Origin of the sequence: Pseudomonas massiliensis, assembly GCF_000826105.1 — a bacterium.
GTDB lineage: Bacteria > Pseudomonadota > Gammaproteobacteria > Pseudomonadales > Pseudomonadaceae > Aquipseudomonas > Aquipseudomonas massiliensis.
In genome coordinates this window covers 785,719-811,250 of record NZ_CCYK01000006.1, presented here as the reverse complement: position 1 = coordinate 811,250, position 25,532 = coordinate 785,719, and the positions used below count along the sequence as shown (strand labels likewise).

General features: G+C 62.6%; 26 protein-coding genes. 9 read left to right on the top strand and 17 right to left on the bottom strand.

The window, feature by feature from the left end:
* Positions 1–126: 126 nt before the first annotated feature.
* The 3 genes from alaC (at position 127) to hemB (ending at position 3,819) form a co-directional block, all read left to right on the top strand.
* Positions 127–1,353 (top strand): alanine transaminase, encoded by a 1,227-nt coding sequence (alaC, locus tag BN1188_RS09760; protein ID WP_040261199.1) that lies wholly within the window; start codon positions 127–129, stop codon positions 1,351–1,353.
* A 310-nt stretch (positions 1,354–1,663) separates the two neighbouring features.
* Positions 1,664–2,827, top strand: coding sequence for a cyclopropane fatty acyl phospholipid synthase (gene cfa, locus BN1188_RS09755; RefSeq protein WP_084596193.1), 1,164 nt, complete (start codon positions 1,664–1,666; stop codon positions 2,825–2,827).
* A gap of 17 nt (positions 2,828–2,844) precedes the next feature.
* Positions 2,845–3,819 carry a porphobilinogen synthase gene (gene hemB / locus BN1188_RS09750; RefSeq protein ID WP_040261455.1) on the top strand — a complete coding sequence of 325 codons (975 nt, stop codon included), beginning with the start codon at positions 2,845–2,847 and terminating at the stop codon, positions 3,817–3,819.
* A 216-nt stretch (positions 3,820–4,035) separates the two neighbouring features.
* Here hemB and BN1188_RS09745 read toward each other — a convergent pair whose 3' ends face one another.
* The 7 genes from BN1188_RS09745 to pyk form a co-directional block, all read right to left on the bottom strand.
* Positions 4,036–5,139 carry an ATP-binding response regulator gene (locus BN1188_RS09745; RefSeq protein ID WP_040261197.1) on the bottom strand — a complete coding sequence of 368 codons (1,104 nt, stop codon included), beginning with the start codon at positions 5,137–5,139 and terminating at the stop codon, positions 4,036–4,038.
* Positions 5,139–6,893 (bottom strand): ATP-binding response regulator, encoded by a 1,755-nt coding sequence (locus BN1188_RS09740; protein ID WP_040261196.1) that lies wholly within the window; start codon positions 6,891–6,893, stop codon positions 5,139–5,141. Before BN1188_RS09740 ends, BN1188_RS09745 begins: the two co-directional genes overlap by 1 nt.
* Positions 6,886–7,866 (bottom strand): ATP-binding protein, encoded by a 981-nt coding sequence (locus BN1188_RS09735; protein ID WP_040261194.1) that lies wholly within the window; start codon positions 7,864–7,866, stop codon positions 6,886–6,888. The genes BN1188_RS09740 and BN1188_RS09735 overlap by 8 nt, the downstream gene beginning before the upstream one ends.
* Positions 7,857–8,255: an ATP-binding protein gene (locus BN1188_RS09730; protein WP_232430911.1), complete on the bottom strand. Its 399-nt coding sequence runs from the start codon at positions 8,253–8,255 to the stop codon at positions 7,857–7,859. The genes BN1188_RS09735 and BN1188_RS09730 overlap by 10 nt, the downstream gene beginning before the upstream one ends.
* Positions 8,215–8,637, bottom strand: a complete 423-nt coding sequence (locus BN1188_RS09725) for an STAS domain-containing protein (RefSeq protein ID WP_040261193.1) — start codon at positions 8,635–8,637, stop codon at positions 8,215–8,217. Before BN1188_RS09725 ends, BN1188_RS09730 begins: the two co-directional genes overlap by 41 nt.
* Before the next feature lie 8 nt (positions 8,638–8,645).
* Entirely contained in the window at positions 8,646–9,485 is an 840-nt protein-coding gene (locus tag BN1188_RS09720) for an STAS domain-containing protein (protein ID WP_040261192.1), read from the bottom strand.
* A gap of 117 nt (positions 9,486–9,602) precedes the next feature.
* Positions 9,603–11,054 (bottom strand): pyruvate kinase, encoded by a 1,452-nt coding sequence (pyk, locus tag BN1188_RS09715; protein ID WP_040261191.1) that lies wholly within the window; start codon positions 11,052–11,054, stop codon positions 9,603–9,605.
* Between the two features lie 155 nt (positions 11,055–11,209).
* Here pyk and BN1188_RS09710 point away from each other — a divergent pair, with 155 nt between their 5' ends.
* Together BN1188_RS09710 and BN1188_RS09705 are read left to right on the top strand one after the other, a co-directional pair.
* Positions 11,210–11,584 (top strand): tol-pal system YbgF family protein, encoded by a 375-nt coding sequence (locus tag BN1188_RS09710; protein WP_040261190.1) that lies wholly within the window; start codon positions 11,210–11,212, stop codon positions 11,582–11,584.
* A gap of 163 nt (positions 11,585–11,747) precedes the next feature.
* Positions 11,748–12,107, top strand: coding sequence for a PilZ domain-containing protein (locus BN1188_RS09705; protein WP_040261189.1), 360 nt, complete (start codon positions 11,748–11,750; stop codon positions 12,105–12,107).
* Here the strand turns inward: BN1188_RS09705 and BN1188_RS09700 are convergent.
* Genes BN1188_RS09700 through BN1188_RS09685 form a run of 4 tightly spaced genes read right to left on the bottom strand, consistent with a single transcriptional unit; the run spans position 12,071 to position 15,921 of the window.
* Entirely contained in the window at positions 12,071–13,324 is a 1,254-nt protein-coding gene (locus BN1188_RS09700; protein WP_040261188.1) for a DUF58 domain-containing protein, read from the bottom strand. The genes BN1188_RS09705 and BN1188_RS09700 overlap by 37 nt on opposite strands.
* 10 nt (positions 13,325–13,334) lie before the next feature.
* Positions 13,335–14,315, bottom strand: a complete 981-nt coding sequence (locus BN1188_RS09695; protein ID WP_040261187.1) for an AAA family ATPase — start codon at positions 14,313–14,315, stop codon at positions 13,335–13,337.
* On the bottom strand, positions 14,312–15,388 hold the full coding sequence (locus BN1188_RS09690) for a DUF4350 domain-containing protein (RefSeq protein WP_040261186.1): 1,077 nt from the start codon (positions 15,386–15,388) through the stop codon (positions 14,312–14,314). The genes BN1188_RS09695 and BN1188_RS09690 overlap by 4 nt, the downstream gene beginning before the upstream one ends.
* Entirely contained in the window at positions 15,385–15,921 is a 537-nt protein-coding gene (locus BN1188_RS09685) for a DUF4129 domain-containing protein (RefSeq protein ID WP_157395812.1), read from the bottom strand. Before BN1188_RS09685 ends, BN1188_RS09690 begins: the two co-directional genes overlap by 4 nt.
* Positions 15,922–16,121: 200 nt before the next feature.
* Between BN1188_RS09685 and sbcB the strand changes: the two genes are divergently transcribed.
* Positions 16,122–17,552, top strand: a complete 1,431-nt coding sequence (gene sbcB, locus BN1188_RS09680; protein WP_040261184.1) for an exodeoxyribonuclease I — start codon at positions 16,122–16,124, stop codon at positions 17,550–17,552.
* 43 nt (positions 17,553–17,595) lie between these two features.
* Here sbcB and mvaT read toward each other — a convergent pair whose 3' ends face one another.
* Positions 17,596–17,976 (bottom strand): histone-like nucleoid-structuring protein MvaT, encoded by a 381-nt coding sequence (mvaT, locus tag BN1188_RS09675; protein ID WP_040261183.1) that lies wholly within the window; start codon positions 17,974–17,976, stop codon positions 17,596–17,598.
* A gap of 265 nt (positions 17,977–18,241) precedes the next feature.
* Here mvaT and purU point away from each other — a divergent pair, with 265 nt between their 5' ends.
* Both purU and BN1188_RS09665 read left to right on the top strand, forming a co-directional pair.
* Positions 18,242–19,093, top strand: coding sequence for a formyltetrahydrofolate deformylase (purU, locus tag BN1188_RS09670; RefSeq protein ID WP_040261182.1), 852 nt, complete (start codon positions 18,242–18,244; stop codon positions 19,091–19,093).
* A gap of 1 nt (position 19,094) precedes the next feature.
* Complete coding sequence (locus tag BN1188_RS09665; RefSeq protein WP_040261181.1) at positions 19,095–19,355, top strand: hypothetical protein; 261 nt, start codon at positions 19,095–19,097, stop codon at positions 19,353–19,355.
* On the opposite strand, the gene BN1188_RS09660 is transcribed toward BN1188_RS09665, so the two are convergent.
* From BN1188_RS09660 to BN1188_RS09640, 5 genes are all read right to left on the bottom strand, one after another.
* The gene (locus tag BN1188_RS09660; protein ID WP_040261180.1) at positions 19,333–20,328 is read right to left on the bottom strand and encodes a glucosaminyl phosphatidylglycerol flippase; all 996 of its coding nucleotides are present in this window, start codon (positions 20,326–20,328) and stop codon (positions 19,333–19,335) included. The two genes, BN1188_RS09665 and BN1188_RS09660, sit on opposite strands and share 23 nt — an antisense overlap.
* The gene (locus BN1188_RS09655; protein ID WP_040261179.1) at positions 20,325–21,101 is read right to left on the bottom strand and encodes an N-acetylglucosaminyl phosphatidylglycerol deacetylase; all 777 of its coding nucleotides are present in this window, start codon (positions 21,099–21,101) and stop codon (positions 20,325–20,327) included. Before BN1188_RS09655 ends, BN1188_RS09660 begins: the two co-directional genes overlap by 4 nt.
* Entirely contained in the window at positions 21,094–22,188 is a 1,095-nt protein-coding gene (locus BN1188_RS09650) for an N-acetylglucosaminyl phosphatidylglycerol synthase (protein ID WP_040261453.1), read from the bottom strand. The genes BN1188_RS09655 and BN1188_RS09650 overlap by 8 nt, the downstream gene beginning before the upstream one ends.
* 158 nt (positions 22,189–22,346) lie before the next feature.
* On the bottom strand, positions 22,347–23,819 hold the full coding sequence (locus BN1188_RS09645; RefSeq protein WP_040261178.1) for an inorganic phosphate transporter: 1,473 nt from the start codon (positions 23,817–23,819) through the stop codon (positions 22,347–22,349).
* A gap of 164 nt (positions 23,820–23,983) precedes the next feature.
* Entirely contained in the window at positions 23,984–24,190 is a 207-nt protein-coding gene (locus tag BN1188_RS09640) for a hypothetical protein (RefSeq protein WP_084596189.1), read from the bottom strand.
* Positions 24,191–24,656: 466 nt separating this feature from the next.
* Here BN1188_RS09640 and pcaR point away from each other — a divergent pair, with 466 nt between their 5' ends.
* Positions 24,657–25,499, top strand: coding sequence for a pca regulon transcriptional regulator PcaR (gene pcaR, locus BN1188_RS09635; RefSeq protein WP_040261176.1), 843 nt, complete (start codon positions 24,657–24,659; stop codon positions 25,497–25,499).
* The last annotated feature ends 33 nt before the right edge of the window (positions 25,500–25,532 follow it).

Sequence of the window (25,532 nt, the reverse complement as noted above, 5' to 3'; positions counted from 1 at the left end):
ATGGCCCGGTTTTTTTATAGGCGCGCGCTGGACACACAGCGAAGCGGGACGCTATCGTTCCCCTAGGCCAGGCAATGGCCAGCGTCGCTCGGACGGTTCCGGGCGCTTACGTATATCGAGACCACCATGCCCGAACTCCGTTCGCCGCGCCGCTTTGCGCGTATAGATCGCCTTCCCCCCTACGTTTTCAACACCACCGCCGAGCTGAAGATGGCCGCGCGCCGTCGCGGTGAGGACATCATTGACCTCAGCATGGGCAACCCTGACGGCGCCACGCCGCCGCATATCGTCGAGAAGCTGGTCAGCGTGGCCCAGCGGGAAGACACCCATGGCTACTCCACGTCCCGAGGCATCCCGCGGCTGCGCCGGGCGATTTCCCGCTGGTATGCCGATCGCTACGGCGTGGACATCGATCCTGAAAGCGAAGCCATCGTTACCATCGGTTCCAAGGAAGGGCTGGCGCACCTGATGCTGGCCACCCTGGACCAGGGCGACACCGTGCTGGTGCCTAACCCGAGTTATCCGATCCATATCTACGGGGCCGTGATCGCTGGCGCTCAGGTGCGCTCGGTGCCACTCGTGCCTGGCGTAGATTTCTTCAACGAGCTGGAGCGGGCTATCCGGGAGTCGATTCCCAAGCCGAAGATGATGATCCTGGGGTTCCCGTCGAACCCTACTGCCCAGTGCGTGGAGCTGGACTTCTTCGAGCGAGTGGTGGAGCTTGCCAAGCGCTACGACGTGCTGGTGGTTCATGACCTGGCCTACGCGGACATCGTCTACGACGGCTGGAAGGCGCCCTCGATCATGCAGGTGCCAGGCGCCAAGGATATCGCGGTGGAGTTCTTCACCCTGTCCAAAAGCTACAACATGGCGGGTTGGCGGATCGGCTTCATGGTGGGCAATCCCGAATTGGTGTCAGCCCTGGCCCGCATCAAGAGCTACCATGACTACGGCACCTTCACCCCCCTGCAGGTAGCGGCCATCGCGGCCCTGGAAGGTGACCAGCAGTGCGTGAGAGATATCGCCGAGCAATATCGGCAGCGCCGGAACACGCTGGTCAAGGGGTTGCACGAGATCGGCTGGATGGTCGAAAACCCAAAGGCGTCCATGTATGTCTGGGCCAAGATTCCGGAACCGTATGCCGAGATGGGTTCGCTGGAATTCGCCAAGAAGTTGCTCGCCGAGGCCAAGGTCTGTGTATCGCCCGGGGTCGGCTTCGGCGACTACGGTGATGATCACGTACGCTTTGCCCTGATCGAAAACCAGGATCGTATTCGCCAGGCCGTGCGGGGTATCCGCCAGATGTTCCGAACCGATGGAATACTGGCCAAGTCGTCGAAGACGACAGCGTAACGCAGGGTGTACCGATGGTGTGGGGCAGGCCTCGCATCGTCGGGCAGACGCCGTTTTCGGCTTATTGTTGCCGCTTCGGTAAGGTAGTTTTCTCCCGCCTGGATTGTGCGAAGCGGCGGCGTGGCCTTACGCTTGACCCGATAAAGACTCTATATTGGGTCAATTGCCGCACTCTAGCGGCATCTACGATCAAGAGTGGGTACGCTTGCCACCACAAGGTATCCATGCATAGACACCGACTCGGCCGGCCGCGGCTGTCTTCAGCAGGATTAGAACTCGCCAGATAGAACGTTTTGAACAGGGGATAGCTATGCATACCAAGCTTTCTGGTTCACCCGCTTCTGCCTCATCGTCTGAATCCGCTTCCAGTTCGTTGCGCTTCGCTCAGCAGCTGCTTGCACGGGCCGGTATCGGCATGCATGGCGTTCAGCCCTGGGACATGACCATCAAGGACGCGAGCGTGCCGCAGCGGGCCTTGGCGGAGGGTAACCTGGGCCTGGGTGAAGCCTATATGGACGGCAGCTGGGACGCCGAGCGCCTCGACGAGTTCTTTGCCCGGCTGTTGCGAGCCGGCGTGGCGGATATGGTGAACCCCGCTGCGTTGATGTTCCACGCCGTGAAAGCGAAGCTGCTGAATCTGCAGAACCGGGAGCGTGCCTGGCAGGTAGGTGAGCAGCATTACGACCTCGGAAACGACTTCTACGAAAGCATGCTCGATGCCCGCATGACCTATACCTGTGGGTATTGGAAGGATGCGAGCAACCTGGAGCAGGCGCAGGAGGCCAAGCTGGAGCTGATCTGCCGCAAGCTGCGCCTGCAGCCCGGCCAGCGCGTGCTGGACATCGGTTGTGGCTGGGGCAGCTTTATGTCCTACGCCGCTCAACACTATGGCGTCGAATGTGTGGGAGTGACCATTTCCCGCGAGCAATGCGATTGGGCCAAGGCGCGTTATCCGGACCTGCCCCTGGAGTTTCGCCTGCAGGATTACCGAGATGTGGACGAGCAGTTCGATCACATCGTGAGCGTAGGCATGTTCGAGCATGTTGGCCGCAAGAACCATCGGGGGTACATGGAAACCGCGCACCGCTGCCTCAAGGATGACGGGTTGTTCGTGCTGCACACCATTGGCAAGAACCACCGCAACAGCACGACGGATCGATGGATCGACAAATACATCTTCCCCAACGGCGACCTGCCCTCCATTGGCCAGATCGGCGATGCCATCGATGGCTTGTTCGTGGCCGAGGACTTGCACAATTTCGGCGCCGACTATGACAAGACCCTGATGGCCTGGTGCGCCAACTTCGAAGCGGCCTGGCCCAAGTTCGCGGAACGCATGGGCGAGCGCTTCTTCCGCATGTGGCGTTACTATCTCCTATCCTGCGCGGGTGCTTTCCGGGCCCGCGACATACAGCTCTGGCAGTGGGTATTGTCCAAGCATGGCGTACTCGGCGGCTATGAGCGCGTAAGTTGATCAACGAAGGTAATGAAATGAGCAACCTGTACCCCGTCAGCCGCCCACGCCGCCTGCGCCGCTCCGAAGCCCTGCGCTCGGTGTTCCAGGAGACGGAGTTCCGCCTCGAAGACCTGGTACTGCCGATTTTCGTGGAAGAGGGCATCGATGATTTCGTTCCTATCACCAGCATGCCCGGGGTGAATCGCATCCCCGAGTCCCGGCTGGCCAGCGAAATCGAGCGCTACGCCCGCGCGGGGATTCGATCGGTGATGACCTTCGGCGTGTCTCATCACCTTGACGAAACCGGCAGCGACACCTGGCGCGAGGACGGCCTGGTGGCGCGCATGGCGCGGATCTGCAAGGACACCGTGCCGGAGATGGTGGTGATGTCCGACACCTGCTTCTGTGAGTACACCTCTCACGGGCACTGCGGCGTGGTTCATGGCGATCAGGTGGATAACGACGCGACCTTGCTCAATCTGGGCAAGCAAGCGGTGGTGGCGGCCCAGGCTGGCGCGGACTTCATCGCGCCCTCGGCGGCCATGGATGGGCAGGTGCAGGCCATTCGCGCCGCGCTGGACGCGGCCGGTTTCACCCAGACGTCCATCATGGCCTACTCCACCAAGTTCGCCTCTTCCCTGTATGGTCCGTTCCGTGAGGCCGGTGGCACGGCGCTCAAGGGCGACCGCAAGGCCTACCAGATGAACCCCATGAACCGTCGCGAAGCGGTGCGTGAATCCCTGCTGGACGAGCAGGAAGGTGCCGATGCGTTGATGGTCAAGCCGGCCGGGGCCTACCTGGACATCATTCGGGAGATCCGCGATGCCTCGCGTCTGCCACTGGCTGCCTATCAGGTGAGCGGTGAATACGCCATGATCAAGTTCGGCGCGGCTGCTGGCGCCATAGACGAGGCTCGGGTGATGCGGGAAAGCCTGGGCGCGATCAAAAGAGCCGGGGCTGACCTGATCCTGACCTACTTCGCCATGGACATCGCCCGGGACGGCCTCTGAGCAGGGGGCGGGCGCAGCTCGCGAAAGGTACGCATCGCATAGCGGTGACAGCCCCGTTCGGGAGCTTCGCCCCACTCCTACAGGGTATGCAACCTTGTGTAGGAGACGGGCGCAGCTCGCGAAGGTGTTCATCGCCATAGCGGTGAAAGCCCGTTCGGGGGCTTCGCCCGTTACACGGCGGCCCCTACAGACGGCGCTATTGCGTAGCCAACAAAGCTACAGGCTCAATGGCAGCCTGACGTGAACCCGCGCGTGGCCTTCGACGTTATCGAAAGCCACGTGCCCTCCGCAGCTCTCACAGAGCGCCTTCACGATGGGCAAGCCCAGGCCCCACCCCTTGGTATCGCTGCGCGTGGAAATGAAATAGGGGGTAGCCAGGTTGGAAAGGACTTCGTCCGGAAAGCATCCCTGGTTGCTCACGCTGAAGTGAATCTCGTTACCTTGCTGCCATTGCCGGACCTCGATAGTGTGGTCGGGCATGCCATGTTTGCTGGCATTGATCACCAGATTGTCGAGGATGCGAAGAAACGCGTTGCGGTCCCATTCGACCAGGGTGTCGATCGCTTCCAGGCGGGCTTCGATGGGCTGGGGCACCTGCAGGCGAAGGTTGTTCAGTGCCTCCTCGAACAACGGCCCTACCACCAGGGTCTCGGCGTTTAGTTTGATCCCGCCGCCCATGGCCACGTGGGAAATGTCCAGCACATTGCCAATCATGCGGTCGATGCGCTTGAGGTTGTCCTCGAGGATCTGCAGCAGCTCTTCCGTGCGCCGAGCCGGGTTTTTCTTCATCAGCCCGGCCACCATGGTCGCCGCGGCCAGTGGCGAACGCAGATCGTGGCTGAAAGAACGCATGAACCGCTCGAGCATGATCTTTTCCGCCCGCAGGCTCTCGCTGCGAGCCACCGCCACCTGGCGCCGACGCTCGACGCGTTCCAGGCGATTGTCGGATTTGACCAGGCTGGCGATGGTGGCAAGCATTTCTTCGGCGTCGATCGGATGGGTCAGATAGGCGCGCGCGCCCTTGTTCAAGCCCATGGCCTTGTCCGCGCCGCTGATGAAGGTGGCGGAAATGTTGATGATGGCCGGCACATGCTCGCTGCCCAGCTTGTTCTCGGCTTCCCGAATCAGCTCGAAGCCGCTCATGTCCGGGAGATTGATGTCCAGAATCACCAGGTCGATGCTGGCATCCATGAGTGCCAGCCCGTCGGCGCCGTTGCTCGCCTCGAGCACTTCGTAACTCGCTTCGCTGCCCAGGATCTTGCGCAGCACGTAGCGGTTGGCTTGCATATCGTCGATGATCAGTATTCGCCGAGTGCGCATCAGGCAATTCCCCCGGTAAGGCGGCGCAAATGGCGTAGCACCGATTCGGTATAGGCTGGCTGGCCCTTTTGCAAGACCCCCGCGCTCTGGCTCGCCAGGGTGGCACGCTCAGCCTCGTTCAAGGGCTTGGCCGTGTTGATCAATACCCGCGCGTGCATCGCCCAGTCCATGCTTTCCAACAAGTCCGCCCCATAGATGTCGGGAAGCTCGAGATCCAGGAAAATGATGTCCGGCCGCACCGCATGAAGTTTGTCAATGCTGTCCCCAGCCGAGTTCGCTTCGATGATCAAAGGATTATAAGGCTCGAGCAAATGCCGTAGCAGGTAGCGGTCGCCTTCGTTGTCGTCGATGATCAACACGCTGAGCCCTTCGAGTGACAGCGGAAGCGCGTCGTCTTCACCTTCCTGCAGATGACGCGCGACGCTGACGCTGAAGCGGCTCCCTTTGCCAGGCACGCTGGTGACGCGTATCTCTCCGCGCAACAGCACAGCCAGGCGCTGGGCAAGGGGCAGGCCCAGGCCGTTGCCCTGGACCTGGGTAAGGCCAGGCATGCGGATGCGAGCGAACTCTTCAAAGATGCGCCCCAGGTTTTCGTCGGAGATACCCACGCCGGTATCCTCGACCAGCAGTTCGATGGCGTGCTCGTCGGGTTGGAACACACGTACCGTGACGTTGCCCATCGGCGTGTATTTGAACGCGTTGCTGATCAGGTTCCGCATGATCTGGAACAGGCGGTTGCGGTCGGTTTCCAGGATCACGGGATGGTCGAGGGGAATGATGTCCCAGCTCAGGTGGGGGTATCGCAGGGCCAGGGCCGCGGTGAACTGGCGCAATTGCTCGGTGAAGCTCTGCAATGTGAAGGTCGTGGGCACCACTTCCATGCGCCCCGATTCGGCCTGGGCCAGGTCCAGCAGTTCATTGACCATCTCAGCCAGCTCACCCGCCGCGGCCGCGATGAAGCCAACCTGCTTGAGCTGCTCGGGGTTCAGCTCGCCATCGGTGCCATTGAGCAACAGCTTGGAAATGTTCTCGATGATGTTGATGGGGGTGCGGAACTCGTGAGTCATGTTGGAAAAGAAGCGACTCTTGGACTCGCTGGCATCCGTGAGTTCCTGGGCGGTTTTCTCCAGTTCCGAGTAAAGCGCCACCACCCCCTTGTTGGTGGTTTCCAGCTCCAGGTTGGTGGCTTCGAGTTCTTTCTGCTTGCTCTGCAGTTCCGCGGTGGTCAGCAGTAGCTCCGAGCCCTGTTCCTGCAGGGCCACGAAGGGGTCAGCGAAGCCACCACTGGCGAGGGTGCGCCGCAAGGCCTCGATCTTTTCAACATCGGGGAAGGGCAGGGCGGGGTGTACGGCCTTGCCGCCTCGGATATGGGTGCCGTTCTGCCCAGTGTCCACTTTCCAGTAGTCCAACAGCCTTTGGGCACCCAGCATGCCGACTCCCATGCCCGTCGGCGAGACGTAGCTGCCGTCGAGCACCTGGGGTAGCTGAGATATCCCCGGCCCATGGTCGATGGCATCGAACATGATCGCCACTGCCAGGCCGCGAGCGTCACGCTCCAGGTAAAAGTGAAACGCGCCGCTGCCGGCGTACTGGTAGACATTGCGTGCCAACTCCGATACCGCAGTGGCGAAGCGAATCTGGTCCAGGGGGGCAAGGCCTAGCCAGCCCGCGATCTGCTTGGCGCATTGACGGCATGCGACCACATCTGTTTCCGCTTGAATCTGTAGGCTGGTCAGCCGACGAAGCTCAGTCAATTCGGGCCACCAGTACGGTGGAGTCGTCGTTGTGACGGCGAAAGTCCCGGCTCAGCAAGCCGGCGATCACTTCCGGGTGACGCACGGCCAGGCCTGGGTAGAGATGGGTGTCCAATCGGGTCTTGATCCCGTCACTGGTGAGAATAAGCACGTTGCCGCGGTCCCAGGGGTAGGAGAAGGTATGGGTTCGACCCATGCGGTAGCCGACGGTGCCGTTCGCGGACATCATCGCGCGGTTTTTCTCCCCCAGGATCAGCCCGGCGATATTGCCCATGCCGCAATACAGTACTTGCCGCGCCTCCGGTTTGATCTCGGCGATCCCGACAGCGCCTCCGCGGGTGGGCATCAGGGCCGTATGCAGGTGCCCCATCAGCTGTTCAAGGGGGTGGGCGGGGTCATGGCCCATGAATACGTCCCGTGCCCGCGTACTGGCCGCGTTGGCGGCGTGGCCATGGCCGAGGCCATCGCAGATCATCAGCCGCCGCCCCTTCACGGCCCAGGCATCGCCCGCCACGGTTTCCCCCGGGTAGGGCAGGCATACAGCGCCATGGCTGAGGTCGGCCGGCCCGGGCCGCAGGTCGAACCCAGCGAACACCACCGTGCCTTGGTCGGGTTGGGAAAAGATGTCGAAATGGTCAGCCAGGCGCCGGACAGACCCCAACCCCACCCCCATGGTCCCGATGGAAGAATAGTGGTCGGTCAGGCACTGGCTAACATTGGCCATGCCCGCGCCGCTGTCGATGGCCAGCAGGCGCAAGCCGTCGCTACCCTGCCGATAGACCAGCTGGCCATGACCGCCGTGCAGCACCAGGTTACGCCCCAGTTCCTGTACCACCAGGGTGAGCTTGCCCAGGAGCTCTTCGTCGCCGCTGAGTAAGCTTGCCTGGCGCACGATGGCCCGGCGGGCCGCATCCACATGGGCGAGGTCGGTGACCGCAATGGCCAGGCTACAGGCCTGGCTGTCTACTTCCATTTCCACAATTCCACGGTAGTACCTGCGCCTGCGGCGCTCTGGATGCTGAAATGGTCCACCAGGCGACGCGCGCCGCTCAGGCCCAGGCCCAGTCCGTTGCCGGAGGTATAGCCGTCTACCATTGCCTGGTCCAGGTCAATGATGCCCGGCCCCTGGTCCGCCACCACCAGGCGCACGGCCGGACGGCCTTCGCGCAGGGTGCGTTCGAGCAGGCATTCGCCGCCTCCGCCGTAGATGAGCGCGTTACGCGCGATCTCACTGGCGGCGGTTACGATCTTGGTCTGGGACACCAAGCCCAGGCGGGCCTCTTCGGCGGCCTTGCGTACACGCTGGCGGATAACGACGATGTCAGTTTCCTGTTTCAGCGGGAGTGTCTCTGTCTTCGTCACTCTCGACCTCTGCGACCAGATCATCGTTCACGTTCTTTTCCAGCCAGCCCATGCCTTTCTCGACATTGAGCGCGGTGGCGATTCCGGGCAGCGATAAGCCCAGCTCCACCAGGGTGATGGCTACCGCCGGCTGCATGCCCACCACTATTACCTTGGCGTCGAGAATGCGCGACACGTTGGCGATGTGGGAAAGCATGCGGCCAATGAACGAATCCACGATTTCCAGGGAAGAGATGTCGATCAGCACGCCTCTGGCGCTGTGGCGAACGATCTGTTCGGTCAGGTCTTCCTGAAGGTCCATGGCCAGCTGGTCGTGCATGTCTACCTGGATGCTGAGCAACAGGTAGCGCCCCATCTTGAGAATCGGAATCTTGTCGACCATAGGAAACCTCAGCGTGACGTGGCGCTGACGAGGCGAACGTTCAGCTCTTTGAGGGCCAGTTGGAAGGCATCGGCCAGCGATGCCTTGGTGATGACATCGCCGAGTTCGACGCCAAGGTGCACGATGGTGGCAGCGATCTGTGGGCGGATACCACTGATGATGCAGCGCGCGCCCATCAGCTTGGCGGCGGTGATGGTCTTGATCAGGTGCTGGGCGACCATGGTGTCGACCGTAGGCACGCCCGTGATGTCGATGATGGCGATGTCCGATTCGGTTTCCACGATTTTTTCCAGCAACGCCTCCATCACCACCTGGGTACGGTTACTGTCCAGCGAGCCGATCAAGGGGACGGCCAGCACGCCCTGCCACAGCTGCACCACCGGGGTGGAGAGTTCCAGCATGCTTTCCTGCTGTTCGCGGATCACCTGTTCGCGGCCGGCCATGAAGTGTTCCATGCTGTACAGGCCAAGGCGGTCCAGCAGGCGGCTGATGAGCGGCTGCAAGGCGTTGCCCTCTGGCCCTTCCTGGTTGGCCAGGGCGAACAAAGGCTCTTTCAGCGAGAATACGAAGGTGGCGGTTTCGCTGGGCGTGAAGCCCTGGCGGCTTTGCGCCTGGGAGAGGCGTTCGAGCAAGGTGCGCACCGGGGCCCAGGCCGCCGCGGCAATCTGGTCGCCGCCTTCGGCCACCGCGCGAACGAACGCCTTGAGCAGGTCGCCGGAGTTTTCCACCATGGTGCGGTCGTCGATCAGGTCAGAGCGGATGCCGGCCTGGCGCTGGGCCGCGATCCACTGATCGAGAATGGCGCTTTCGTGCTGTTTGAGGAGTTGGGCAAGCGCAGCGACGGTCATTGAGGCCTTCCTGTTGAGGGATCGTCTGAAAAACGAGCCACAGTAACAAGAAGGCCTGGCAAACAGAAGCATCTTGGCAAAAGCCCGGGGCGAGCCCCCGGGCAAGGTTGCCTCGGGTCAGACCAGCTGGTCGCCCACGTGAAGGATTTTCATGCCATTGGTGCCGCCGATGGTGTGGTAGCTGTCACCCTTGGTCAGGATCACCCAGTCACCGGCTTCCACCAGGCCACGCTTGAGCAGCTCGTCCACCGCCGCCTGGCTCACCTTGCCCACTTCATGGGCGGAAGGGTCGAACGGTACGGTATAGACGCCACGCATCATGGCTACCCGCGCCTGGGTTTCCCGATGGGGGGAGAAGGCGAAGATCGGCACCGAAGAACGGATGCGTGACATGATCAGGGGGGTGTAGCCGCTCTCGGTCAGCGCGATGATCGCCTTCACGCCGGGGAAGTGGTTGGCCGTGTACATGGCCGCCAGGGCGATGCTTTCGTCGCAACGGTCGAACTGGGTGTACAGGCGGTGGCTGGATTTCTTGCTGGTGGGGTGCTTCTCGGCGCCCAGGCAGATCCGCGCCATGGCCTGCACGGCCTCGATGGGGTACGCACCCGCGGCGCTTTCGGCGGATAGCATCACGGCATCGGTGTAGTCCAGCACGGCGTTGGCCACGTCGGACACTTCGGCGCGGGTGGGCATGGGGTTCTGGATCATCGACTCCATCATCTGGGTCGCGACTATCACCGCCTTGTTGTTGCGGCGGGCGTGCTGGATGATCTTCTTCTGGATGGCCACCAGCTCGGCGTCACCAATTTCCACGCCCAGGTCACCACGGGCCACCATGACGGCATCACTGGCGCGAATCAGGCCATCGAGGCTTTCGTCATCGGCAACCGCTTCGGCGCGCTCGATCTTGGCCACCAGCCAGGCGGTGCCGCCGGCCGCATCGCGCAGCTCCCGGGCGTATTCCATATCGGCCGCATCGCGCGGGAAGGAAACGGCGAGGTAATCCAGCTCCATCTCGGCCGCGAGCTTGATGTCCGCCTTGTCTTTCTCGGTCAGCGCCGGCGCGGTCAGGCCGCCGCCGCGACGGTTGATGCCCTTGTGGTCCGACAGCGGGCCACCGACGATCACGATGCAGTGCAGGGCGTCGGCGTCGGCGCGCTCGACACGCATCACTACGCGGCCATCATCGAGCAGCAGCTCGTCGCCCACGCCACAGTCCTTGACCAGATCCGGGTAGTCGATGCCGACCACCTGCTGGTTGCCTTCGGTCAGCGGATGGCTGGTGGAGAAGGTGAAGGGGTCGCCTACCTTGAGCTCGATCCGCTTGTTGGCGAATTTGGCGATACGGATCTTCGGCCCCTGCAGGTCGCCCAGGAGCGCGACATGGCGGCCATGGCGGGCGGCGATGTCACGGATCAGGCGAGCGCGCGCCTTGTGTTCATCCGGAGTGCCGTGAGAGAAGTTGAGACGAGCAACGTCGAGCCCGGCGAGAATCAGTTGCTCAAGGACCTCGGGCGAATTGCTGGCAGGGCCCAGGGTGGCGACGATTTTTGTACGGCGTACGGTCATGCAGTGGCTCCTTGGTTGACGCGCGAGGAAAGGCTACTCCTCAATTGCGCTGTAGTCATGGGCAGCGTGCACTACCTGAGCACGATGCGGCGGTGCGTGGCATTGAAGAAATCCAGGCCGTGGCCGATACAGCTGACACGTTAAGGGAGGTTTCCATGCGAACGCTCATTGTGATCACTGTGCTGGCCGCCATGGCTGGCTGCACCCGCTGGTCCATGGACCAGCACCTGAACAGCGCTTACCGCGCATATGACGCCGGCGATTGCCAGAAGGTCATGCTCGAATTGTCCCAGGTAGACCGTAAAAGCAGGGCGCGTCCGTACATACGGCCGGAAAGCGCCATGCTTCGGGGGCAGTGCCTGGAGCGCCAGAACCTGTTCCCGGATGCGGCCCAGACTTACCAGTTCATCATTTATCAGTACCCGGGCAGCGAGTATGCCTTCCGTGCCAAGGCACGCCTGGACACCCTTCAACAGTTGGGCCATTACCCATCGGCGGCCGTTCCCCTGGCGCAGCCCGCTGGCCGTTGAACGGCCCTTGGACACTGGCACATGGCGATATGATATTGCACGGGTGCGCGCCGCCGCCGGCGCGCTGGCTCTGCGCGTACTTTGAGTTAAGCTGTGAACCTGAAGGCACTTTAGCCGACCCGCGTCAGTCCCAATAATAGGGCGAGGAAACAGTGAACCGGCCATGTATATCGAACGACGCATAGAGCGGCATCAGTTGCCGTACTACCTGAAGGTGTACAACCGTTATACCGATCGTCCGATCGGCTATCTCGGCAACGTTTCCGAGTCCGGCCTGATGCTGATCAGCACGGTACCGCTCTTGGTGGGCCCGGATTTCGAGCTGCAGTTGAAAGTGCCCGCCCACGACGGCGAACTGCAACTGATCAACCTCACCGGCAGTTGCCTCTGGTGTCAGGAGGATGCTACTCCCGGCTACTACGATTCCGGCTTCATGCTCTTGCAGGTGCCGGTCGAATATGAACAGTTGGTGGGCGCGCTGCGACGTTATTTCAGTTTCCTGCCCATGAGCGCCTCGGCCTGAGGCGCGGATTGTCCATTCCACTCCGCGCCCGAGGCCGTCCGGGCGTACCAACGGATGACCGCCTGGGTCAGTTGCCCGGCAACGCCGCTGTATACTTCCAGGCCCACGCTGGCCAGGCGTTCATGCGCCCTGTCTCGTTGCCCCTGAGCCTGCCTGGCCAGGCAATAAGCCTGGGCTGTCCGAGCATCGTGCAATGGTTGCTCGAGCTCTGAGGCCAGCCGTTCATCCAGCAGGTCGGCGATCAATAGCCGACGACCTGACGCCAGTTGCTTGAGCGGGGCAATCAAGGCAAGCGTATCGAAGGAGAGCCGGGTGATCCATAGCACCTGACTACCGGGCCCGCAGCGTTGCAACAGACTCTGTATGGCTGTCATCGGGTCGTTGGGCTGGGCGCTTGGCTGCACTTCGCCCAGACGGCGATACAATCGTTGCAATTGCGCCGGACCTCCGGCTGAAGCCAGGCCTGCGCGCCGCTGACCAGGATCGAGTTGCAGTCCACAACGTCCGCCCAGGCTCAGTGCCAAGTCCGCGACTGTCATGGCGATGTCCCTTGCCTGATCCAGCCCTTTGACCCCGTCCCACGCGCTGGCCAGGCTGGGCGGAGTATCCAGCCAGATCACCAGTTCGTTCGCCGACATTGTCTGCACGCCGGGCTCCGGCTCCAGGGAGGCAGTCAACGCCTGCTCGCCTCCAGCGCGGGCCAGGGTCCCCAACTGGTCCAGATCCGCGCCGACCAGGGTCCGCTGAGGCAGGCTCAGGTAACGGCGCAGGCTCCACAGGCCCAAGGGGCCGCTGACATACAACTGGCAACGATCGAACAGCAAGAGGCCGCGGCTCCTGGCCGTCAGTTGGTAGTGAAAGGTCGCGCTGTGTCCGCCAGGCACGACGATCCGCTGGGAGGCCGGCTTCAGCTCGGCCACGGCCCGGCTGGACAGCCTTTCCTGAAAATGCAGGTGCAGCCGGCTGCGCTGGGGGTTGGCCAGATGCACCTTGATCGGCGTCGGACGCTGGTGGGGGAGATGAGGCGGCAGCTCCCGACGGATTTCCGGCAGCGGATAGCGTGCCGCGAGGAGCAGATCGGCCACGCTGGCCAGCGCAACCAAGCCTGCCAGCGCTGCGGCCCAACCAGGCATGGACATCGCCCCGGCTTCGCCTGCCAGGGCCAGGCAGCCGATGGCCGCGCTTAGCAGGCAAACCCGACCCCTTGGCCGGATCATTCCGACATTCTCATGGGCGGGGTGCCGCGACCTGATCGAGCAGTTCGCTCAATACTTGCCGCAGGGACAGCCCATCCAGGCGTGGCGCGTCGGCCAGGCGGACGCGGTGGCTCAGCACTGCCCCGGCCAAGGCTTTCACGTCGTCCGCGACGCTGTAGTCTCGTCCCTGCAGCAGCGCCCTGGCCTGGGCGCAGCGGATGAGTGCGATAGCCGCGCGAGGGCTTGCCCCGGTGGCCAGCAAGGGGGCGAAGCGTGTGGCGCGAACGATGTTCGCGACATAGGTGACCAGGGTGTCCGCCACCTTCACTTCGCGGCTTCGCCTGCGCAGGGTTACCACCTCTGTAGCGTTCAGCACAGCCTCGGGCGCAGCCACCTCGAGCATGCTGTCAGCCGCCGACAGGGCAATTTCACGTACCAGACGGGCTTCTTCATCCAGGGACAGGACATCAAGCGTGATCGATAGGGTGAAGCGGTCGGCCAGGCCTTCGCTGAGCGGAAACGCGCCGGTGACGTCAGCCGGCTGACGGCTACCGACAAGCATGAAAGGCGCCTGGTTGCCGGGCCCACCTGATCGCGAGCCAGCCGCGACGCTATCCAGAGCATGACCCAGCCTGGCCTGGAGGCGCGGGCTGGCCTGGTGCAGCCCGGTCAGTAGCCTGACTTCGCCGGTCGGCGCCGAAGCGGGGCCCCAGACGCTTTGTAGGTGCGAGAGACTGTCGGCCGCTGTTTCCAGCATGGGCGCCTCGCTGAATTCAGCGCCGATGGAAGCCGCCAGGGCTTGGGCTGCCAAACGCTTGCCAGTACCTGGCGGGCCTTCCACAAGCACATGGCCACCGGCCAGCAAGGCCACGAGCAGCCCCTCCGTGGCGGCAGGCTGGCCTACTACAGTCATGTTCACTTCCCGCGCCCATGCCGTGGTCAGGTCGATGCCGTTCGGCATAGGGGGCTGTTCAGGGATGGCGTGATCCTCAGCAGGCGGTAGTAGGCTCATACGGCATTCCTGATGGCTTTCAACTGTTGAACCTGTCGTAGAAAGGCGGCTGGCTTCAGAGCCCTGCCACGGTGGGGTTGGAGTGCCTGCGCGATGTCAGCGGTGGACATTCCGCTGCGCTTGGCCAGCCATTGCCACTGGGCGGCGACCGGCCAGTGAGCGAAAGGGGGATGGCGGTATCCTGCCCGGCGCAGGAGGTCTTCACGCAATCCCTGCAGCAAGGCTTCGCCACCGGCGGTCCGATAGGGTGGCAGGGCGGGCATGCTTGCTCTGCGGCGTGCCCGCACGGACTCGCGAGGCCATGCCCACCAGCCTAGCAGCCCGAGGGCACAGAGCAGCACGCCAAAGGTGAGGGGAAAGCGCTCGAGTATCTCGGCCAGGCCGCCGACTGGGGAGCGGTACTGCAGCACCACGTTACGCCCCTGGTTGAGGTACCAGAGCAACCAGGCATTGTCGAACTGGTCGATGGCAGGGTTGCGCCATAGGCCGGTATCGCTGACTACAGTGAGCGTGCCAGCGCCCAGGTTCAACTGCAGCATATGCGTGCCCTGAGGGCTGTTTGCCCAAGACTGCGCCAGGTCGTCGGCATCTTCCAGATGCCTGCCTGGGGCGAAACCCAATAGCATGGGCCGGGTTGCGGTCTCCAGATAAAGCGCCGTCAAGGTGGAATGGGCGGGCAAAAGGGTGGCACCCGCGCTGGCGTATGCATCGAGCAGGCGAATATTGAGCGGGCCGAGCAAGGGGTCGTTGCCGTTCTGGCTGAGGGAAGGCAGGCCCTGGGCGCTGACCAGCAGGCGCCCGCCAGCATAGACCCAGGCCAGCAAAGACTGCGCCTGGCTGGCGCTCATCTGGTCGCGACTGCCGAGCAGCATCAGGCTCAGGGCGCGGGGCGAATACAAGCTCAAGGGCTGCAGGTCCTGGGTCCGAATCACCTTGAGCCCCTGAACCTCGAGAAAGCGGGCACCGGCGCTGAAGGGGTCGTCCGCGCGCGAGGTCCAGGCCGCGCTCAATAGCACCGCCCCCGCCACGGCCAATAGCGAAGCGACCCAGTGATTCGGCAAACCCCGACTCATGCTGGGTCATCGCCGGGGAAAAGGTGCCGCCAACCTTCGCAAAGTTGGGCCCAGGCGGCATCGTCAGGCGCCACGCCGGCATAGCGTGCCCTGAGCCACTGCTCCTGAAGGTGATGGGTGAAGGCTTCCAGACCACTCAAGCGCAGGCCCCGGACCAGCTTCAGCAGTTCGGTCTCGGTAGTGCCCGGCGGCCAGGATAGGCGGTAATCAGTGGCGAGCCTGGAAAGTAGGCCCTGGTACAGCAGGTCGACAGCGGCGAGTGGGGCGACCCTCCGGGCTTGCTGGGCCTGGCCAAGCGTTTTCGTCGAGGGAACCGGTGTTTCCAGGGGTGTGTAGCGCACCGGGCTGGCATCCAGAGCGATGCGTTCACGTCGCCAGCGGGCCAGGCAGAGGCAGCCGGTGGCCCCCAGGAACGCCATGATCCCCAAGGCATAAAGCAGGGTGAGGGCCCAGGGAGGCAGGGGCGCGGTGTCCAGCAATACCTGGGTGATAGCCGCGCGGGAGGCTTCGGCGCTCAGCTGCGGCTCAGCCATGACTCCCGGCACGCTCAGGACGAACAAGCCGGGCATCGTTAAGGGGCGCAAGTATGAAGGGCGTGAACCTCTGAACGGCATGGTCCGCTCGCGGCAAGGGTGAGCCTGCGATGCTAGCCAGCCCCAGGCGCTCAGGCAACTGCTGGCCGGGTCTGGATACAGCCCGTAAACTGCGGCCTTGTTTGCACCGGGAAACTTCAGTGACCAACAGCCTCTTCTGGTACGACTATGAAACCACTGGCATCGTGCCCAGTCGCGACCGGCCGCTGCAAGTGGCCGGCATTCGCACCGACCTGCAGCTCAATGAGATCGATACGCCGCTCAATATCTACTGTCGCCTGGCCGATGACATTCTGCCTCACCCCGCCGCCTGCCTGGTCACCGGCATTACTCCCGGCCGCCTGCGCGAGCATGGTCTGCCCGAGGCCGAGTTCATGGAGCGCATCCATGCCCAGATGAGCCAGCCGGGCACCTGCGTCGCCGGCTACAACAGCCTGCGCTTCGACGATGAAGTCACCCGTTACAGCCTTTACCGCAATTTCCATGACCCTTACGCCCGTGAATGGCAGGGCGGCAACAGCCGCTGGGACCTGATCGACCTGGTGCGCGCCGCCTATGCGCTGCGCCCGGAGGGCATCGAGTGGCCCCAGGTGGATGGCCAGGTCTCCCTGAGGCTTGAGCTGCTCACCGCGGCCAACGGCCTGGCCCATGGACAGGCCCACGATGCCCTGTCCGACGTGCGTGCGACCATCTCGCTGGCACGGCTGTTACGCGAGCGCCAACCTCGTCTTTTCGATTGGCTGTTCGAACTGCGTAACAAGCACAAAGTGATCGAGCGCGTGCAATTGATGCGGCCTTTGCTGCATGTCTCCGGTCGCTTCGGCGCGGAGCGGAATTATGTGGGAGTGGTGCTTCCCTTGGGGTGGCATCCTCGTAACCGTAATGCCCTTATCATTTGTGATCTATTTCACGACCCTCGGGTACTCTGGGAAGAGGAGTGGGAAGTTCTGGCGCGCCGGTTATATACCCGGCGCGATCAGTTACTGGAGGGGCAGTTGCCCGTACCGCTGAAGTTGATCCATGTGAACAGGTGTCCGGTGATTGCCCCATTGGCCGTGTTGGCGGAAAAAGACCGCGAGCGCCTGCAGCTCGATTTTGCCCTTTATGAAAATCATGTCAGGGGCTTGCGCGAGGCCCAGCATGTATGGACGGAAAAACTCAATCGGATCTACGCCAGCGATGCCTTGGCTGGCAATGATGATCCCGAGCAACAGCTGTATGCCGGTTTTATTGGTGATCGAGACCGCCGCTTGTGCCTGAAAGTTAGAGAGTCGGCTCCCGAAGCGTTGGCGGGGCAGACCTGGATGTTTGACGATCCACGGCTGCCCGAATTGCTGTTTCGCTATCGAGCCAGGAACTATCCCCATACCCTGGACGGAGAAGAACGCGCGCGCTGGCTGGAGTTTTGCCGCCAGCGCTTGCTCGACCCCAGCCTGGGGGCGCCTCATACCCTGGGCAGCTTCCAGCAGGCCCTGGAAGACGCGCTCAAGAGCACGACCGAGACCCAGCGCGCCCTGCTGGTACAGTGGCAACAGTATGTGAATGGGCTGTGCTTGAAACTCGGGCTATAAAAAAACGCCGGCGAGCCGGCGTTTTGGGGAAAACCTTCAGGTATTAGCCCAGCAGCGTTGCCCAGCTTTCCACTTCGTCGCCGCCCCACTTGGCTTTCCATTCTTTCAGGGTCTTGTGGTTGCCGCCCTTGGTTTCAACCACTTCGCCATTGTGAGGATTCTTGTATTGCTTGACCTTACGCGCGCGCTTGGTGCCGGTGGTTTTAACAGGGGCGTTGCGGCTGGGTTTGGAAGTGCGGGACTCCGGATCCAGCAAGGCGATGATGTCACGCAGCGATTTCTGATATTCGCCCATCAGTTCACGCAGTTTGGCTTCGAATTCCAGCTCGGTTTGCAGATTCTTGTCCTGGGACAGGCTTTGCAGGCGAGCCTGGAGTTCCTTGATGGCTTCTTCGGTGTGACGGTATTCGTTGATCAGTGACATGAGACTACCTATGAATGGGGTGTCGATTCGCGCCGATAATAAACACAGCAGTAACTAGAGTAAAGATTAAACTGGCCCGGCGCTGGTGATTTGAGAAAGTGTTTTACCCCAATTTATTTCGAAGTGTTTATAAATGCCAGGGCCGATGCGAACCTCATAAACCTCCTTGACGCCAACCGCGGATGGCACGTGCCTCGCCGATACTGCAGTTTTTCACGGCAGTGGTAGAATGGCGCTCTTTTCTCGATGTACTGGAGCTTTACCGATGCGCACTTTTCGGCTGGTGATCGCCTGCCCCGACGGCGTTGGCATTGTCGCCAAGGTCAGCCATTTCCTTGCTTCGCACAATGGCTGGATCACCGAAGCCAGTCACCACTCCGACGAGCAGAGTGGCTGGTTCTTCATGCGCCATGAGATTCGTGCCGACAGCCTGCCGTTCGGCCTGGATGAATTCCGCGAAGCCTTCGCGCCCATTGCCGAAGCCTTTTCCATGGTCTGGCAGATCACCGATTCGGCCTGCAAGAAGCGCGTCGCTCTCATGGCGAGCCGGGAATCCCACTGCCTGGCCGATCTCCTGCACCGCTGGCATAGCCAGGAACTGGACTGCGACATCGCCTGTGTGATTTCCAACCATGACGACCTGCGCAGCATGGTGGAGTGGCATGGCATTCCTTATTACCACGTACCGGTGAACCCGCAGGACAAGCAGCCGGCCTTCGCCGAGGTGTCGCGCCTGGTGGCCGCGCATGGCGCGGACGTGGTGGTGCTGGCCCGCTACATGCAAATCCTCCCACCCCAGCTGTGCCAGGACTACGCCCAGCGAGTGATCAACATCCATCACAGCTTCCTGCCTTCTTTCGTGGGCGCAAAACCTTATCACCAGGCCTCGGCGCGCGGGGTCAAGCTGATTGGCGCTACCTGTCACTACGTTACCGAAGAACTGGACGCCGGCCCGATCATCGAGCAGGACGTGGTGCGGATCAGTCATAGCCATAGCACCGAAGACATGGTCCGCCTGGGCCGGGACGTGGAGAAGATGGTCCTGGCGCGCGGGTTGCGCTATCACCTGGAAGACCGCGTGCTGGTTCACGGCAACAAGACCGTGGTCTTCGACTGAGATGGGCGATCCTCGGGACCGGGCAACGTCCTCGGCCCCGCCCACCTTGGGCGAGGGCTGCACGGCGCGCTACGATCCCGCGGCGCTGAGCGAGGACGATGGCACGACCTTCCCTGGCGCCGCGCAGCTGTGGCGAGCGCTGGTCCAGGTCGGGGAGCAACAGGCAGTTGCCGAAGATGGCGAGCCGGAACAGGTAAATGCCACGCCTGACGCCGGCACGGCGAAGGAAGCCGATGACCTTACGCCTGGCGCAGCGCCATGAGGCGTCGCAACAGGGGCTTGCCCACCATCAGCACGAACACCGGCGCGCCTGCCAGCAGATAGAAGTAGAACGTCACGATCCGCCAGATGAGAATCGCGGCGGCCGCGGTGGGCTTGCCCACCAGCGGCGTGAGCAGGGCCGCGCTGGTGAGCTCCGCGGCGCCGGCGCCGCCTGGCAGGAGGCTGAACTGGCCCGCGCTCAGTGACAGGATCTGCACCAGGAAGCTCCATGCCCATTGCAGGTCTGCTCCCAGTCCGTGCAAGGCCAGCCAAAGCACGCTGAAGCGCAAGGCCCAATGAGCGCAGGTCAGCAGAAAGGCCAGCGCCAGGGACGTTCTGGGCATGCCGGCGGTGTCCTTGAACGCATGGACGAAACCTAGCCAGCGACGTGCCCAACGCCAGCGGCGCGGTCGGGACATGCGCAGGCGTTTCAAGACGAACCCGCTGAACTGGACGAAGCGCCGCTGGTGTCGCGCCATGGTCCAGCAGGCCAGCAAGGTGGCCACCATCAGAATGGCGCTGCTGCCCAGCAGCCACTCCATTCGGCTATTGAGCTGGTGGAACACGGCGTAGAGCAATACCCCGGCAATGGCCATGCAGAAGAACAGCAGGTCGCTGAGCTGATCCATGGCGAAGACGGCGCCGCTACGCGCGGCAGGGATACCCTGGCGATCGAGCAGGGCAACCAGGGTAAGCGGTCCGCCGCTTCCACCGGGAGTCGCGCAGATCGCAAACTCCGTTGCCATCACCATGCCAATGGTTCTAGGCAGGCTCAAGGCCTTGCCCTGGGCTTGCAGCAACACCCGCAGGCGAATGGCGTTGAGCGTCCAGCACAGCAGGATCATGGCGAACAGGCCGAGCAGCAATGGCAGCGGAAAGCCCCTCAGCTCGCTCAGCAGGCCGGCTCCGCCCAGGGCCCATGGCAAGGCCACCCCGGCGGCCAGGGCCAGGGCGAGCCAGATCAGACGCTTCATGCGGCCTGGGCCGCGGCGCCTTGCTGGGCGAGCCAGGCCCGTTTGGTCGTCGCGACCCGGCCCTCCGCCAGCAGGTGGCGTAAGGTGTCGAGCCAATACGCTCGGGAATCGGCGAAGCGCATGTCTACCGGGTGCAGACCCAGGCGCAGGGAAGGTGCTTCACGCCAGCGCTTGAGCTGCCAGTCGCTGACGGCCCGCGAGAACGAGCGGCGCCAAGCGGTACCGGCGCTCCATACCAGCCCAGGGGCCCGGATCTTCTCGAAGCTGGGCAAGCGGTAGAAGTGCTGCGGGTCGCTGGTGTAGGCCAGCGGGAGTTGGCGCAGCGCCTGTCGGGTACCTTGGCTCATCAGCCAGGCGGGGGCAACGAACCCATGCAAGGGCCAGCCCAGCCGGTGGAAGAGCTCGATACCCTGGTTCAGCCGCTCCAGTGCCTGTTGCTCGGCGAGGGTGTAGAACTCGCCTTCCCAGGTGTACACCCGGCGCATGAACCATTCCCTGGGCGTGCGAGGCGGCGGCGCGTCATCGGCGTGGTAATAGCCATGCAGGGCCAGCTCGTCACCGGCTGCCAGGCGACTTTCCATGACCTGTCGGAAGGACCGGTCATGCTCTAAGGGGTTGCGATGATGGAAGTTCGGTACCACCAGGTGGGTCATCACCACGCCGCCCAAGGCGTCAACGGCCTCGACGAAGGGTTGGTAGTCTGGCCAGGTCTCCGGGGCCACGTCATGCAGTACCAGGAGCACGCTGCGCGCTGGATGATCGAGCTCAGCCATGGACCACCGCCGGCATGCCATAGCTGCCCTGAACAGCTCGGTAATGCCCCAACAGGCCATTCACGACGGTATCCCAGGCGAACTCACGCTCCGTATAGGCACGGGCCCGCCTGCCCCAGGCGGCCGGGTCTTTCTGGAACAGCTGGCGCACAGTCTCGGCCATGGCGCCGGCATCGTTCGGCGGGCAGCGCAGGCCCCCTTCTTCATTGACGAATTCCTTGAAGGCGCCTGCATCTACCGCTACCACCGGAATGCCACTGGCCATGGCCTCCAGGATCACCAGGCCAAAGGTTTCCTGATTGCCGGCGTGGAGCAGCGCGTCGGCACTGGCCATCAGCCTGGCCACTTCATGGATGGGGCAGAAGTGATTGATCACGGTTACGTTGCCAGGGACATTGGCGGGCATGTTCGATCCCACCAACAGCAGATGGTAGTCCGGGCCCAGGTGTTTCATGCACTCAAGCAGCACGGGAATGTTCTTTTCCTTGGAGCCTCGCCCGGCGAAGATCAGCAGGTGGGCATCCGCGGGTATGCCCAGTTCCGCCCTGAGCCCTGGGTCACGTCGTGCCGGATTGAACATTTCCAGGTCTACACCCAGGCGTTGGACATGGACTTCGCGCACGCCGAGGCGGCGAAGCTTGTCCGCCATGACCTTGCTGGGTGCCAATACGCGGTCGAAATTGCCATACAGCTTGCTGACATAGGCTTCCACATTGGGGGTGAACCAATTGCCCATTCGGTTGCTCACCAACAGCGGCAGGTCGGAGTGATAGAAGCCAATGACAGGCACGTCCAGCTGACGCCGGGCGCCAAGGGCTGCCCAGGCGGTAAGGTAGGGGTCGCCCACTTCGATCAGGTCCGGCTGCAGGTCGCGAAGCACGTTGCACCAGGGGGCCAGGCGCAGGGGGAAACGGTAGCCGTTGCCAAAGGGCAGCGCTGGCGCCGGTACCCGGTATACGCCGTTCTCTTCGCTCAGGCTGGGGCCCGGAATCAGCAGGCTATGGCGGATGTCGGCTCTACCGGTCAGGCGACGATGTTTGGCATCAAGATAGGTCCTGACCCCGCCACTGGCCGGGGCGTAGAACATGGTGATGTCAGCGATGTGCACGATCAGCTTCCTTAGGGCCGTGGTCCATTACATGGACCTTCATGACCATTGGATGTTCGATCGGCGGCTTCGGTTAACCTGCGGTGACCTGTCGCGGGGAGGAGGGGTGGGCCGCCGTAGACCGGCGGCCCGCGGGTTCAGGCCATGACCTTGGAGGCCAGCCAGAACAGCCCGGCGGCCAGGGCCATGGTAGCGGGCAGGGTAAGTACCCAGGCCAGCAGGATGTTCTTGACTGTATTGCCCTGCAGGCCGCTGCGGTTGGCGACCATGGTGCCGGCCACGCCCGAAGACAGCACATGGGTAGTGGACACTGGCAGGCTGAACACGTTGGCCAGGCCAATGGCGAAGGCGGCGGTGATCTGCGCCGACATGCCCTGGGCATAAGTCATGCCTTGCTTGCCGATTTTCTCGCCGATGGTCAATACCACGCGCTTCCAGCCCACCATGGTGCCGATGCCCAGCGCCAGGGCCACGGCGAAGATCACCCAGAAGGGGGCGTATTCGGTAGTGCTGGTCAGGTCCTTGCGCAGCTTGTCCAGGTCGGCTTTCTCACGTGCCTCCAGGGCAGGCAGCTTGCTGACCTTGCGGGCGGTGTCGTCCAGGCAGAGCAGGAAGCGACGGGTTTCGATGCGTTTTTCCGCGGGCAGGTCATGGTAGTCCGCGACCCCGCGCAGGTTCTCCTGCAGGGCGGCGAGGGTAGGTTCAGTCTGCCGCGGGTCGCATTCGAACTGCTTCGGCAGGTCGCCGGGCAGGCTCTTGCCCAGGGCCAGGTACTCGCCCAGGGACGCGGCGTTGCGCTGGTAGAACTGTGCCAGGTGCAAGGTAGCGTCACGGGTACGCTCGATTTCATAGGTGCTGCTGGTCAGGTTCAGTACGAACTGACTCGGCACGATGCCTATGAGCACCAGCATGATCAGGCCGATGCCCTTCTGCCCATCGTTGGAGCCGTGCACGAAGCTGACGCCCAGCGCGGAAAGCACCAGTACCAGGCGGTTCCAGAAAGGCGGATGCTTCTTGTCGTCCAGCTTGCGTCGCTGGTCCGGGGTCTTGTGCATCTTGGACAGTGGCCGCCAGCGCTTGAGCCCTATCAGCATCAGGCCCGCGACCGCGAAGCCGGCCATGGGCGAGACCACCAGCGAGGCGCCTATGTCGATCGCCTTCTGCCAGTTGACGCCTTCGCCCAGCGCGATGTGGTTGATCATGGCATTGGCCAGGCCGACGCCGAGGATCGAGCCGATCAGGGTGTGGGAACTGGAGGCCGGAATGCCGAAGTACCAGGTACCCAGGTTCCAGGCGATGGCGGCGGCGAGCAGCGAGAACACCATGGCCAGGCCCTGGCCGGTATTGACGTTGATCAGTAGCTCGACCGGAAGCAGATGCACGATCGCATAGGCAACGCCGACACCACCGAGCAGCACGCCGAGGAAATTGAAAAGCCCCGACAGCACTACCGCCAGATGCGGCGGCATGGCCTTGGTATAGATGACGGTCGCTACCGCGTTCGCGGTGTCATGGAAGCCATTGATGAATTCGAAGGCGAGGACGAAAGCCAGCGCCAGGAACAGGCTTATCAGGACCCAGGCGTCCAGTCCGCTGAATAGTTCGATCATGAAGGTTTGTGACCAGCCGATAAGGGGGCCGGATTATGACAGAAAAATTGCTGAGCCGATGCCCTTCGCTGCCGGTCGGCCCTGGGAAGGCTCTGGCCTGTCATGATCGAACCAATGGCGGCGCCTACTGTGCAAGCGCCGCCATTGGCTACAGGAGCCTCAGGTTACCCCGCCAGAGCAGGGTCGCTGAGCTCTTTTTCAATCTTCTGAATTTCCTGTTGGAAGGCCTGGTCCAGCAAACTCGCGCGTTTGCGCCAAGGTTTGCGTTCTGGATCAGGTTGCGCAGCGTAAGTAGTCACTTCGCCGCCGTAGACGTCCTTGTACCGTTTCTCCTGGCGCTCGAGTTCCGCGCGCAGTTCGTCTTTGGTCACTTGCTTACCTATATCAGGGTGGATCAGGGTGGATTGCTGGACGATACCCTTGCGGGCGAAGCCTTATCAGGCCGGGGCCGCAGGGGCGGTGCCCTTGTATTGCACCATTGAACCGTACGGCGCCAACGTTAGCGCCTGAAGTTGGGTGAGGTCAACTTGGCCTGGTATCAAACTATTAGCCTGGCCAAACTAACCTTACCCAACTTGCAGTTTGTACCGGATAGAACTTGGATCCTCCAACTCGCCGAAAAGTTTAAACAGGTTCGATACAAATCTATCCGCGCATAAAAATGCCCCGCTGGAGCGAGGCATGCCTGACTTCCCTAGTGGGTACCTGACCAGTATTCCCGGGAAGTCATCAGCGCCCCAAAGGTATAGTGAGCTTGGGGAAGGGGTCAATTGCGATTATCGGGCGATCGTTCGATAATCGGCCTCAGGTTTTTATCCGAAACGCCTGGAGGGCTCCATGAACGACCAATTGCGCACTGCCTTCAGCTCCCTGGCTCCTCCGATCGTTGCGTCTCCCGCCAAACGCATCCAGGCCTTTGCCGGAGATCCAGACTTCATGACCTCTCTGGCCCGAGGCCTGGCCGTGGTCCAAGCGTTTCAGGAACGCAAGCGGCACCTGACCATCGCCCAGATCAGCCATCGCACGGAAATTCCCCGCGCGGCGGTGCGCCGGTGCCTGCACACCTTGATCAAACTGGGGTATGCCACTACCGATGGCCGCACTTACTCGCTGCTGCCCAAAGTGCTTACCCTCGGCCATGCCTACTTGTCATCCACACCGCTGGCGGTATCTGCCCAGCCTTATCTGGACCGCATGAGCGAGCAGTTGCACGAGGCTTGCAACATGGCCACCCTGGAAGGGGAAGACATTCTCTACATCGCTCGTAGCGCCACTACGCAACGGTTGATCTCGGTCGATCTCTCCGTGGGCGGACGGCTGCCGGCCTATTGCACGTCCATGGGGCGTATCCTGCTCTCGGCGCTGGATGACGCCACCCTGCGCGAGTACCTGCTCAACGTGGACCTGCAGCCCAAGACCAGCAAGACGTTGACCGACCGCGAAGAACTGGCCCAGTGCCTGGAGCAAGTGCGCCAGCAGGGCTGGTGCATCGTTGACCAGGAGCTTGAACAGGGCCTGCGCTCCATCGCGGTACCGGTATACGACGCCTCCGGGCAAGTGCTGGCAGCCTTGAATGTGAGTACCCACGCTGGTCGGGTGAGCCGCAGCGAACTGGAGCAGCGTTTCCTGCCCATCATGCTGGCGGCCAGTCGTGACCTGAGCAGTCAGCTGTTCCGATAGGGATTCGTTCGATCATCGAACGGATAAGCGTTT

What these genes read in the sequence shown, in the direction of transcription:
- BN1188_RS09725 (WP_040261193.1), bottom strand. Translation starts at nt 8,637, where the DNA reads ATGGTCGACAAGATTCCGATTCTCAAGATGGGGCGCTACCTGTTGCTC.
- BN1188_RS09650 (WP_040261453.1), bottom strand. Translation starts at nt 22,188, where the DNA reads ATGTTCTACGCCCCGGCCAGTGGCGGGGTCAGGACCTATCTTGATGCC.
- BN1188_RS09655 (WP_040261179.1), bottom strand. Translation starts at nt 21,101, where the DNA reads ATGGCTGAGCTCGATCATCCAGCGCGCAGCGTGCTCCTGGTACTGCAT.
- pcaR (WP_040261176.1), top strand. Translation starts at nt 24,657, where the DNA reads ATGAACGACCAATTGCGCACTGCCTTCAGCTCCCTGGCTCCTCCGATC.
- cfa (WP_084596193.1), top strand. Translation starts at nt 1,664, where the DNA reads ATGCATACCAAGCTTTCTGGTTCACCCGCTTCTGCCTCATCGTCTGAA.
- BN1188_RS09685 (WP_157395812.1), bottom strand. Translation starts at nt 15,921, where the DNA reads ATGGCTGAGCCGCAGCTGAGCGCCGAAGCCTCCCGCGCGGCTATCACC.
- BN1188_RS09710 (WP_040261190.1), top strand. Translation starts at nt 11,210, where the DNA reads ATGCGAACGCTCATTGTGATCACTGTGCTGGCCGCCATGGCTGGCTGC.
- BN1188_RS09705 (WP_040261189.1), top strand. Translation starts at nt 11,748, where the DNA reads ATGTATATCGAACGACGCATAGAGCGGCATCAGTTGCCGTACTACCTG.
- BN1188_RS09700 (WP_040261188.1), bottom strand. Translation starts at nt 13,324, where the DNA reads ATGATCCGGCCAAGGGGTCGGGTTTGCCTGCTAAGCGCGGCCATCGGC.
- alaC (WP_040261199.1), top strand. Translation starts at nt 127, where the DNA reads ATGCCCGAACTCCGTTCGCCGCGCCGCTTTGCGCGTATAGATCGCCTT.
- BN1188_RS09660 (WP_040261180.1), bottom strand. Translation starts at nt 20,328, where the DNA reads ATGAAGCGTCTGATCTGGCTCGCCCTGGCCCTGGCCGCCGGGGTGGCC.
- BN1188_RS09745 (WP_040261197.1), bottom strand. Translation starts at nt 5,139, where the DNA reads ATGCGCACTCGGCGAATACTGATCATCGACGATATGCAAGCCAACCGC.
- purU (WP_040261182.1), top strand. Translation starts at nt 18,242, where the DNA reads ATGCGCACTTTTCGGCTGGTGATCGCCTGCCCCGACGGCGTTGGCATT.
- BN1188_RS09735 (WP_040261194.1), bottom strand. Translation starts at nt 7,866, where the DNA reads ATGGAAGTAGACAGCCAGGCCTGTAGCCTGGCCATTGCGGTCACCGAC.
- pyk (WP_040261191.1), bottom strand. Translation starts at nt 11,054, where the DNA reads ATGACCGTACGCCGTACAAAAATCGTCGCCACCCTGGGCCCTGCCAGC.
- hemB (WP_040261455.1), top strand. Translation starts at nt 2,845, where the DNA reads ATGAGCAACCTGTACCCCGTCAGCCGCCCACGCCGCCTGCGCCGCTCC.
- BN1188_RS09645 (WP_040261178.1), bottom strand. Translation starts at nt 23,819, where the DNA reads ATGATCGAACTATTCAGCGGACTGGACGCCTGGGTCCTGATAAGCCTG.
- BN1188_RS09690 (WP_040261186.1), bottom strand. Translation starts at nt 15,388, where the DNA reads ATGAGTCGGGGTTTGCCGAATCACTGGGTCGCTTCGCTATTGGCCGTG.
- BN1188_RS09695 (WP_040261187.1), bottom strand. Translation starts at nt 14,315, where the DNA reads ATGAGCCTACTACCGCCTGCTGAGGATCACGCCATCCCTGAACAGCCC.
- mvaT (WP_040261183.1), bottom strand. Translation starts at nt 17,976, where the DNA reads ATGTCACTGATCAACGAATACCGTCACACCGAAGAAGCCATCAAGGAA.
- BN1188_RS09720 (WP_040261192.1), bottom strand. Translation starts at nt 9,485, where the DNA reads ATGACCGTCGCTGCGCTTGCCCAACTCCTCAAACAGCACGAAAGCGCC.
- BN1188_RS09665 (WP_040261181.1), top strand. Translation starts at nt 19,095, where the DNA reads ATGGGCGATCCTCGGGACCGGGCAACGTCCTCGGCCCCGCCCACCTTG.